8 protein-coding genes and 2 pseudogenes are annotated in these 9895 nt (G+C 67.8%); 3 read left to right on the top strand and 7 right to left on the bottom strand.

The features are described 5' to 3' along the window. The 3 genes from ACXJKR_RS15545 to ACXJKR_RS15535 all read left to right on the top strand — a co-directional run. The coding region (locus ACXJKR_RS15545) for a branched-chain amino acid ABC transporter permease (RefSeq protein WP_457323588.1) at positions 1–737 on the top strand (737 nt) is incomplete at its 5' end. 14 nt (positions 738–751) lie between these two features. Beyond that, on the top strand, positions 752–1537 hold the full coding sequence (locus ACXJKR_RS15540) for an ABC transporter ATP-binding protein (RefSeq protein ID WP_056196261.1): 786 nt from the start codon (positions 752–754) through the stop codon (positions 1535–1537). A gap of 115 nt (positions 1538–1652) precedes the next feature. After that, positions 1653–2366: an ABC transporter ATP-binding protein gene (locus ACXJKR_RS15535; protein ID WP_457323587.1), complete on the top strand. Its 714-nt coding sequence runs from the start codon at positions 1653–1655 to the stop codon at positions 2364–2366. Positions 2367–2416: 50 nt separating this feature from the next. Here the strand turns inward: ACXJKR_RS15535 and ACXJKR_RS15530 are convergent, their stop codons facing one another. From ACXJKR_RS15530 to ACXJKR_RS15500, 7 genes and pseudogenes are all read right to left on the bottom strand, one after another. Next, a complete protein-coding gene (locus ACXJKR_RS15530) occupies positions 2417–2806 on the bottom strand; it encodes a thiol-disulfide oxidoreductase DCC family protein (RefSeq protein ID WP_457323586.1) in 390 nt (129 codons plus the stop codon). After that, positions 2803–3288, bottom strand: a pseudogene (locus tag ACXJKR_RS15525) (DUF4166 domain-containing protein); the annotation flags it as partial. The pseudogene ACXJKR_RS15525 and the gene ACXJKR_RS15530, both read right to left, overlap by 4 nt. 63 nt (positions 3289–3351) lie before the next feature. Further along, positions 3352–4464 (bottom strand): annotated as a pseudogene (locus ACXJKR_RS15520) (saccharopine dehydrogenase NADP-binding domain-containing protein); the annotation flags it as partial. A 99-nt stretch (positions 4465–4563) separates the two neighbouring features. Further along, entirely contained in the window at positions 4564–6900 is a 2337-nt protein-coding gene (locus ACXJKR_RS15515; protein WP_457323585.1) for an alkaline phosphatase D family protein, read from the bottom strand. Between the two features lie 14 nt (positions 6901–6914). Then, a complete protein-coding gene (locus ACXJKR_RS15510; RefSeq protein ID WP_457323584.1) occupies positions 6915–8390 on the bottom strand; it encodes an OmpP1/FadL family transporter in 1476 nt (491 codons plus the stop codon). Positions 8391–8543: 153 nt separating this feature from the next. Next, entirely contained in the window at positions 8544–9599 is a 1056-nt protein-coding gene (locus tag ACXJKR_RS15505) for a Leu/Phe/Val dehydrogenase (protein WP_457323583.1), read from the bottom strand. A gap of 70 nt (positions 9600–9669) precedes the next feature. Continuing rightward, positions 9670–9895, bottom strand: a 226-nt coding sequence (locus ACXJKR_RS15500) for a 2OG-Fe dioxygenase family protein (protein ID WP_457323582.1), incomplete at its 5' end; no start/stop codon positions are given.

The following is a 9895-nucleotide window of genomic DNA, read 5'->3' as shown; positions in this document are numbered from 1 at the left end:
TGCTGGGGGCGCCAACGCTGAAGCTGCGCGGCGACTATCTCGCCATCGTCACGCTGGGCTTCGGCGAAATCATCCGCGTCTTCCTGAACAACCTTGAGTACCCGGTCAACATCACCAACGGCCCGCGCGGCATCGGCCAGATCGACTCCTTCCACGTCTTCGGCGTGGACCTGGGCAAGTCCTGGGAGGTGTTCGGCTTCACGCTGCCGTCGGTGACGCTGTACTACTACCTCTTCCTGGCCCTCGTGGTGGGCGGCGTGGTGGTCTGCTACCGCCTGGAAAACTCCCGCATCGGCCGCGCCTGGATGGCCATCCGTGAGGACGAGATCGCCGCCAAGGCCATGGGCATCAACACCCGCAACCTGAAGCTGCTGGCCTTCGGCATGGGCGCCACTTTCGGCGGCGTGTCGGGCGCGATGTTCGCGAGCTTCCAGGGCTTCGTGTCGCCCGAGTCCTTCAGCCTGCAGGAGTCGGTCATGATCGTCGCGATGGTCGTGCTGGGTGGCATCGGCCACATCCCTGGCGTCATCCTTGGCGCGCTGATGCTGTCGGCCCTACCCGAGGTACTGCGCTACGTCGCCGGCCCGCTGCAGCAGATGACTGACGGTCGCCTCGACGCCTCCATCCTGCGCCAGTTGCTGGTGGCCCTGGCCATGATCGGCATCATGCTGGCCCGCCCGCGCGGCCTGTGGCCGGCGCCCGAGCACGGCAAGGTCGCCCCGCCTGCCGCGAAGTGAGGGAGGACACCAACATGAGCAAACACGACAACATCGTTCTCAACGTCAGCGGCGCATCCAAGCGCTTCGGCGGCGTGCAGGCCCTGTCCGACGTCGGCATCCAGATCCAGCGCGGCCAGGTGTACGGCCTCATCGGCCCCAACGGCGCCGGCAAGACGACCTTCTTCAACGTCATCACGGGCCTGTACGTGCCGGACGGCGGCAGCTTCTCGCTCGGCGGCACGCCCTACACGCCGCAGGCCGTGCACCAGGTCGCCAAGGCCGGCATCGCGCGCACCTTCCAGAACATCCGCCTCTTCGCCGACATGACGGCGATCGAGAACGTGATGGTTGGCCGCCACATCCGCACCAAGTCCGGCCTGATCGGCGCGGTGTTCCGCACGCCCAAGTTCAAGGCCGAGGAGGCCGCCATCAAGGCGCGCGCCCAGGAGCTGCTGGACTATGTCGGCATCGGCAAGTACGCAGACTACAAGGCCCGCACGCTGAGCTATGGCGACCAGCGCCGTCTGGAGATCGCCCGGGCSCTGGCSACCGACCCGCAGCTGATCGCGCTGGACGAACCCGCCGCGGGCATGAACGCGACCGAGAAGGTCGTGCTGCGCGAGCTGATCGACCGCATCCGCAACGACGGCCGCACCATCCTGCTCATCGAGCACGACGTGAAGCTGGTCATGGGCCTGTGCGACCGCGTGACGGTGCTGGACTACGGCAAGCAGATCGCCGAAGGCACGCCTTACGACGTGCAGCGCAACGAAAAGGTGATCGAGGCCTACCTCGGCGCCGGTCACAAGAACCACTAAGGATGACCCACCCCCGTAGCGCTTCGCGCTCCCCCTCAAGGGGGCGCACCCAGTGGCCTGGCAAAGCCAGTTCCACGGGTGCCGCTTGGTCAACGCACGATTTGGAGTGATAGGTATGGCAGCAACCCTGCTCAAGGTTTCTGGCTTGAAGGTCGCCTACGGCGGCATCCAGGCCGTCAAGGGCGTCAGCTTCGAGGTGCGCGAGGGCGAACTGGTATCGCTGATCGGCGCCAACGGCGCCGGCAAGACGACGACGCTGAAGGCCATCACCGGCCTGCAGCCGGTGGCCGCTGGCAGCGTCGAATACCTCGGCAAGCCCATCAAGGGTCAGGGCGCCTGGGACCTGGCCAAGCAGGGCCTGGTCATGGTGCCGGAGGGCCGTGGCACCTTCACGCGCATGACCATCACCGAGAACCTGCAGATGGGCGCCTACAACCGCAAGGATGGCGAGATTCAGGCGGACATGGACAAGGTCTTCGGCCTGTTCCCGCGCCTGAAGGAGCGCGCCAAGCAGCTGGCCGGCACGATGTCCGGCGGCGAGCAGCAGATGCTGGCCATGGGCCGCGCGCTGATGGCCCGCCCCAAGGTGCTGCTGCTGGACGAGCCGTCCATGGGCCTTTCGCCCATCATGGTGGACAAGATCTTCGAGGTCGTGAACGACATCCACCAGCAGGGCGTCACCATCCTGCTCGTCGAGCAGAATGCCAGCCGCGCGCTGCAACTGGCCAACCGCGGCTATGTGATGGAGTCGGGCGAGGTGACGATGGAGGGCGAGGGCCAAGCGTTGCTGAACGATCCGAAGGTGCGCGCCGCCTACCTGGGCGAATAAGCGGTTCCGAACCGCTCTAGAAAAAACGCCCGGCACTTCCGGGCTTTTTTTTAGTCGAGGAATCTGGCCGCATGCTCAGGCTGCGGGCGGATGCAGACGGCCGAGCGCCCGAACAGCCGGTAGCGGTTCCTGGCGACCAGGCGGTACAACGGATCTCGGACGATGGACGGGATCAGCCATGCGATCCAGGCCAGGCGCCAGGGCCAGCCCAGCGCATGCAGCACGCGAAATATGGCTGCCGTGTGCTGCCACGCGCGAGGGCCATCGACKAGCAGCAATGTCTGCAGGCCTTCGGGCACCAGCCCCTCTGCGGCCAGCAGACTCCGCCCCGCGGCGCCCTGGATGGAAGCAAAGCGCAAGCGGGTCTTGCTGTCATGCCGCAGGATGAACTGCACCCAGCCATTGCAGAGCAGGCACTGGGCATCGAACACGATGATCATGAAGTGGCCTGCGCCGGACCGAGTTCGAGATGGCCGTCATAGGCCGCGACGGTGCCCAGCAGCGGCAGGCCGGCGGCGACGCGGAAGTGCAGCTGATCGTCCTTGCCGGTTTCTTCGGCCACCACCTGCGGCATCAGCCATCGCGGGCACGGTAGGCCCATGAAACGCAAGCCTTCAAGCTCCATCCTCAGTCGGCCATCGGCAACGCTCAAGCCAAAAGTCAGCCGGGCAGCCCCGAGCTTCTCCTGGATCTTGCCGGCTACCAGCCGCATTCGTGATGTCATGGTCCGCGTCGGGAAGTGGYGCGTCCAACGTTCGGCCTCCGCGCTGGCGTCGAGCTCGAAGCTGAGCGGGCCGCTGCTGGCACGGCGTGGCGTCCCAAGGCAGAAGGCCAGCAGCCGGGCCGGCAGCGAACTCGGCGCCTGTGTCTGCACCCAGCCGTTCAAGACGGTGTGCCCCGCGAGCCGATGGAAGCGCTGCACCGCCATTGGCAGTTGTGAATAGCTGGCGCCCAGCACGCGTTCGTAGAGGCTCAGGGCGCMGATGCTGGGCGATTCGTTCATGTCGATGTGCAGGCCTTCGGATTCTCGTGCGAAGTCCTGCAGCGACAGCAGGCCCACACAGGGCTGGGCGCCTGCGAGCGATGCGTCGCCATGCTGCAGTTTGCGGATCAGCGCCGCAGCGGCCAGCGTGGGGACGAAGGGGCCATCGCCGTGAGTAGCAACCAAATGCCAGGTGCGACTGCGCCTGATGCCTTCAGCAGTTTCCCCGCTGACACAGACATGCATGGCGCCCGCGTTCGACCCCAGGCCGCTGAACCGGTCGCCGAGCCACTTCAGGGCCACCGCATGAGCCGACCAGTCCTTGACGATGCCGACCCGGGCCAGCAGCGCCAGGGCGTTCATGCCTCGGTGCAGGAGCGGTAATTCGAGGCCGGCGCCGAAGCTGATCGTCGGGCAGCCGGCATGGCGCTTGGGCAGCAGCGCGAGGTCAGGCACGTCACAAGGCGACAGCAGCCGGTTCCCGACCGGCACGGGATAAAGGTGACGCCGGCTCCCACTCCAGCCAAAGCTGGGACGGTGGTCCACGGCCGGCAGGGCCTTGCCGCAGTAGCTCAGGATGGCGCGCACCGTGGCCAGGCCTCGTTCGGTACGGTTGCCCGGGCTGATGCCGATGTCGATGTGGTCGACGCGGGTGAGTCCCTGCGCCAGATGGCGAGCTGCTGCATCGGACAGGGCAGGCACGGAACTCGCGCCGCTGATGATGCTCAGGCCACGGTCCAGCGCGGCCTGGTTCAGGCTGCTGATGCCGACCACGAAATCCCGGCCGTCAGCCAGATCGATGTAGTGCGCGCCAGCGGCCATGCAGGCTTGAGCGACGTGATACCGCTGGCCCTGGAACGGGCCCGAGGTGTGCACGGTGATGTCAGGCGCCAGCGCTTTGAGGTCGTCGGCGAAAGCCGGTGCATCCGCGTCGAGCGTGGCGCAGCTCAGTTGCGCGCGCGCCGCCCCGCGCAGCGCATCCACCAGGGCCAGGCCTTGTGCGGCGGACCGACCCGCCACGATGAGGTGCAGGCCGGGGCTGCGGGCCAGCCGTTCAACGAGACGGCGCCCGAAGAAGCCGTAGCCGCCGATGACCAGAACGCGGTAGAGAGGCATGCGGGAGTCTAAGCACGCCTCACAGGTGCCCAGCTGCGTGGCGCGGCAAAGGAAAACGCCCGGCATTGCCGGGCGTTCTGATTCGTGCGGACGGCCGCGTCAGAGTCCGGCCATCACGGCCACATCCGTCACGCCAGCGGCGACGCGAACCGTCCTGACGGCGGCCACCGGCGACGCCGGCGCCGTGCCGCCGACCTGGCGTGCCATCTTCTTGAACGTGCAGATCAAYTCGGTCTTGCTGAGTGACACGACGGCATAGCCCTGGGCGTCGCTGTCGACATGCTTGATCCAGGGGTTGTTGACGGGCGGCGCAACGGCCGTCGTCGGGTCTGCAAACGGGTTCAGGCGCTTGACGATCTCGGACGCCGGCACGAAGTTGGCCGGGATGCCCAGGGCCGCGGCCAGCTTCTGCTGGATCAGGCCGTAGAGCGTCATCGCCGCGACCGACTTGCCGGCGGCTGCCAGGCCCGCGATCGTGCCCGCGATGATGGTGCCCATGGTGCCAGCCTGCGTTTCGTCGAAGGTGACGATGACGGCCTTGGACAGCGACGCTGTCGGCGCGAAGGCTGCGGCAGGCACCAGCCCAGCCAGGACGGCACCCTGCACGGCAGCCTGGATGGCCGCCGTGTTGGTCAGGTCGGTCACGCCCGCCGCGATGGCGATGGCCGCGCTCAGGATCTGGATGGCGATGCCTTCAGACTCGGCCTCGCTCGTGGCCACCAGCGGCTTCAGCGCGGCAAAGGTCGGCTTGCTGGCTTCGGTGTAGAAATAGCTGAAGTTGGAATTGCTGGACACGCCTGCCGTGACGAGGTCGACCATCGCCGGCACCTGCGTGGCGGCGTCGTAGTCGGCCATCACGACGCCGGCATAAAAGGCGTGGATGTCGCCGGTGACGGCCACGACGTTCTTCACGCCCTTGCTCAGCAGTTGGCCCATCAGGTATTTGCGCTCGGCGTTGAAGCCGTCCCACTGGTCGGCATTCAGCACGAACTTGGCCTTGAAGGCTGCCGGCGCACTGGGGATCTTGTTGCCGTCCATGCCCATACGCAGCAGCGAAACCTCGTTGCCCCAGATCTTCCACAGCGCGGTGGACGCCGCCATCGTCTGCACCCACCACTGGCGCTGCGCGCCGCCCAGCATGCTGACGAGGGCCAGCGGGTCGGGCAGCGACGCGCCAGCGGCCAGCTTGGCGGCCTCGACGCCGGCGAGCGTCGCCTGCGGCACCATGTAGCGCGCGCCGATGCTGCCGACGGCCTGGCCGGTCAGCGGGCTGGGCGCGGCCTCGGGGATCAGGTGGTCGGCGCGGTACAGGCGCTGGTCGGTCATGATCAGGTGCATCAGCTTGCCGAACTTCAGGTCGCGGTAGATGCGGATGCCGGTGATGCCCTGGCCCGGGTCCAGCGTGAAGCTGATGTCGGCCGGCATGTTCTCGAACCAGGCTTGGTTGGCCGCGAGGCGGCGCGAGGTCTGGGCCGTGTTGTCGCCGACTTGCGTCGTCGCGTTGAACGTGCCGTTGTCGTAGGTCTCGCGGTCCTGCCAGCAGTCGTCGCTGAACTCGTGGTCATCCCAGACGGCCACGAAGGCGAAGCGCTCGTGCAGGTTCTGCAGGCGGCGGTCGGTGCGGTAGCGCTTGTAGAGGTAGCGGTAGTCGCCCAGCGTCGTCGCGTACTTGCCTCCGGTGGGCAGGGCTGTGCCGTTGGGCAGGGTCAGCGCGGCGTGCGCGCTCTCGACGCCACCGGCCTGGTAGTCGGCGCCGACGGCCTCGTAGATGTAGTCGCCCAGGTGGACGATGAAATCGATGTTTTCCGTGGCCAGCATGTCCATGCCGGCCMAGTGGTTCACGTTCCAGTCCTGGCAGGACACGAAGGCGAAGTTCAGCGCGCTGATATCGGTGTCAGCCGCGGGCGCCGTCTTGAAGCGGCCGATGCGCGACACGCTGCTGCCGGCAGTGAACTGGTAGTAGTAGACGGTGGCTGGCTGCAGGCCGCTGATGCGGTGGCGCAGCGTGTGGTCGTAGAACTCGTAGACCGGCACGTCGGCGGTAGCGTCGGCCGTGCCCGCCAGTGTCGAGGTCGTGCCGAGCAGGGCGGCATTGCCGGCGGCGCTGCTGATCTTCAGTGTCACGCTGTAGCTGCCGGCGCCAGTGGCGCTGGTCACGTCATCGGCCGTGCTCGGCACGACGCGGGCCCACAGCACGGCGCCGTCGGGCTTGGGGTCGCCCGAGGCCACCGATTGCGGGAACTTGAACGTGCCACTCGCGGCGGCCGTCGTCGGCAGCGGTGTGCTGCTGCCTGGGAAGGTGGCGGGCAAGGGCTCGATGGGCGCGCCCGCATCGCCACCGCCGCCGCAGCCGACGAGGCTGGACAGGGCGGTGGAGGCGGTGATCAGGGCGCCGGCTTGCGCGGCGCTGCGGCGGAGAAAACTGCGGCGATCCATGATGTGTCGCCTCCTCAGAACTTGTAGTTGAACTGGACACCGAAGATGGTGGCCTTGGAGGCGTAGTTGCCGCGTGCGGTCGAGTAGGCGCAGTTGCAGGGCTGCTCGCCGTCGCCGTCGTCGGTCGCGTTCATCGCCGCGTCCTTGAGCTTCACCTTGCCGAAGGAGAAATCGATGCTGGCGTTGTCCATCAGGGCCAGGTTGGCGCCGAGGGCGAGCCAGGTGCGGTGGGCATCGGGCAGGGCCGGGCTGCGCGTCGCCGAGGGCACGGGCGACAGATCCTTGCTGTAGCCAGCCCGCAGCAGCAGCGCAGGCAGGGCCTGCCATTGGGCGCCGACCGAGACCTTGGTGCTGTCCTTCCAGTGCTCGGCGGTGGTGGAGTCGGCCGTGCTGTTCGCGAAATCGATGCGCAGCTGCTTCAGGCGGGAGTCGCGCGTGAAAGTGAAGTCGCCCATCACGGCGATGGTCGGCGTCAGCTGCTGGAAGCCGTGGATGGACAGCGACTCGGGCGTGCGCACCGAGAGGCTGACGTCGGAGTCGTTGTGGTCCAGGGCCGAGACGCCGTTGTAGGGTTTGGCGGTGATGGCGGCCAGCACTTCGGCGGGCAGGTTGGTGGGCTGGGTCCAGTCGGCGCTGCCCTTGAGCTTGTGGCTGACGCTGCTGCGGTAGCTCAGGCCCATGCGCGTGCCGGCAGCGGGCTCCCACAGCAGGGCGAGGTTGAAGCCAAGGCCCCAGTCCTTGCCCTCGACGGCGATGGAGCCGTCATAGGCCGGGTTGCCGAAGACCGTGGCGGCCTGCTGCTGCAGTTGCAGCGCGAGGCCCGGCGCGCCAGCGGCGGCCGCCTGGTGGGCGGCGTTGAGCAGGCCGGCGGCGTAGACGGAGGCGTAGGGCACAGCGCGGCGCAGCTTGCCTTCCATGTACTGGATGTTCAGGCCGGCCGCGAGCGACAGCTCGGGCGAGGTCTTCCAGGCGACGTTGGGGTTGATCGAGATGGACTTCAGCTCGACCTTCTGCAGGTTGTAGCGGCCACCCCAGTCAGCTCGGTAGTCGAGCTTGGTGCCCCAGGGCACGAAGACGCCGAGGCCGTAGGCCAGCGTGTCGGAGGCCTTGTAGGCGGCATAGAGATGGGGCACGACCGCGGCCTTGGCAAAGCTCATCGTGTCGCCGACGGTGCCCGTCGAGCGCGGCGCCAGACCAGAGCCGGGCAGGGAGATATAGGAGCCCTGGTCGGTGAAGTGCGTCTTTGGGTCGACGTAGTCCACGACGCCGGACAAGTTCCAGCCCGTCAGGCGCGTGAGGCCGGCGGGGTTGGCGAACAGCGTGCTGGCGTCGGCGGCCTCAGCCGCGTTCGCGTTGGCGGTGCCTTCGGCGGCGGCGCTCTGGGTGCCGAAGCGGTAGCCGGCTGAATGGGCCGTCAGGGYCAGGGGCAGCAGGGCGATACCTGCCAGCAAGGGGCGCAGCGCGCGGGTTGGACGTGTAGTGCGTCGCATAGGGTTTGCCTCCGGTAATCGTACGTAACCGGCGCAGATTGTGCGCAGCCGCCGTGTCGCCATGAGGACAAACCGGTCGAGACAAACCCTGGACTTGAGAGGGCTCTCTAAATGTTGGCCGGGCGCCACCGCCCGGCCATTGCAGGGATGGACTTAGGGCAGGCGGACGAGCTTGGAACGGGCCCAGTCATCGGCGACGCGAGCGGGCGTCGAGTCGGCCGTCTGCACGCGCTGCAGCAGCTCTTCGACACGCTCGGCGATCTTGCTCACCTCGGCCATCACGGCCGTCTCTTCGCCCTCACCGCGGTACTCGCGAGCCACGCTGATGATGCCGCCGGCATTCACCAGGTAATCGGGCAGGTAGCAGATGCCGTGGCGCTGCAGTGCGTCACCGTCATCGGGCGTGGCGAGCTGGTTGTTGGCCGCGCCGGCGATCAGCTTGGCACGCAGCGTCGGCACCGTCTTCTCGTTCAGGGAAGCGCCGAGCGCACAGGGCGCCAGCACGTCGACGTCGGCGGCCAGGATGTCCGCCACGCTGGCGGCCGTGGCGCCGAATTGCGCGACAGCGCGCTCGACCTTGGCGGCGTCCACGTCAGCCACGACCAGCTTGGCGCCAGCCTTGTGCAGGAACTCGGCCAGGTGCCAGCCGACAGCGCCCAGGCCCTGCAGCGCGACACGCACGCCTTCCAGCGAGTTGCGACCCAGCACGAGGCGGGCGCCAGCCTGGATGGAAACGAACACGCCCCAGGCCGTCTTGGGGCTGGGGTCGCCACCGAAGGCGCCTTCGCGCGGGATGCCGCTGACAAAGGACGTTTGGGCTTGCATGCCGCGCATGTCGGCGGTCGTCGTGCCGACGTCCTCGGCGGTGATGTAGGCGCCGGCCAGCGACTGCACGGCGCGGYCGAAGGCGGCGAACAGGGCAGGGCGGTCGAAGGCGCCTTCAGGCTTCAGGATGACGGCCTTGCCGCCGCCGAATGGCAGGTCGGCCAGCGCGTTCTTCAGGCTCATGCCCTGGGACAGGCGCAGCGCGTCGTTCAGCGCGGCGGCTTCGGATTCGTAGTGCCACAGGCGGCAGCCCCCGAAGGCGGGCCCGCGAGCGGTGCTGTGCACGGCCAGGATGGCCTTGAGGCCGGTGGCCGGGTCGGTGGCGAGCAGCACGCGCTCGTGCGGGGACTGCTCGGGCAGGCCGAAGAGGGAGGTCGGGTTCATGACSGTCGGCGCTTTTGGCGCGGCAGTAGGTAGAAGAACGGCCACGCTTTTGGCGTGGCCGTTCGGGATTCTACGGACCCTGGAATCCGCCGCCTCTTAATGTGATGACGAGGGTGTCGCGCCAGCCGCGTTCGCCCGCCACAACGGGCTGGATGGGGGTGGTTTCGTGGATCACGCGGGCGTCGTCCAGCAGCAGCGTCGTCCAGGGCTGGGTCATCGTGAAGCGCTGGCCCGCCGGGCCGGCGGCGTCGAAGACGCGTGATTCGCCGCCCTTGACGCCTTGGYGGCCGACGAAG

The organism is Roseateles sp. P5_E11 (assembly GCF_054049355.1).
The sequence above is the reverse complement of the archived record's forward strand: the minus strand, read 5'-3'. Positions and strand labels throughout refer to the sequence as shown.

Excerpts from the sequence above, each read along its gene's own strand:
- ACXJKR_RS15535 (WP_457323587.1), top strand. The coding sequence starts at position 1,653 with ATGGCAGCAACCCTGCTCAAGGTTTCTGGCTTGAAGGTCGCCTACGGC.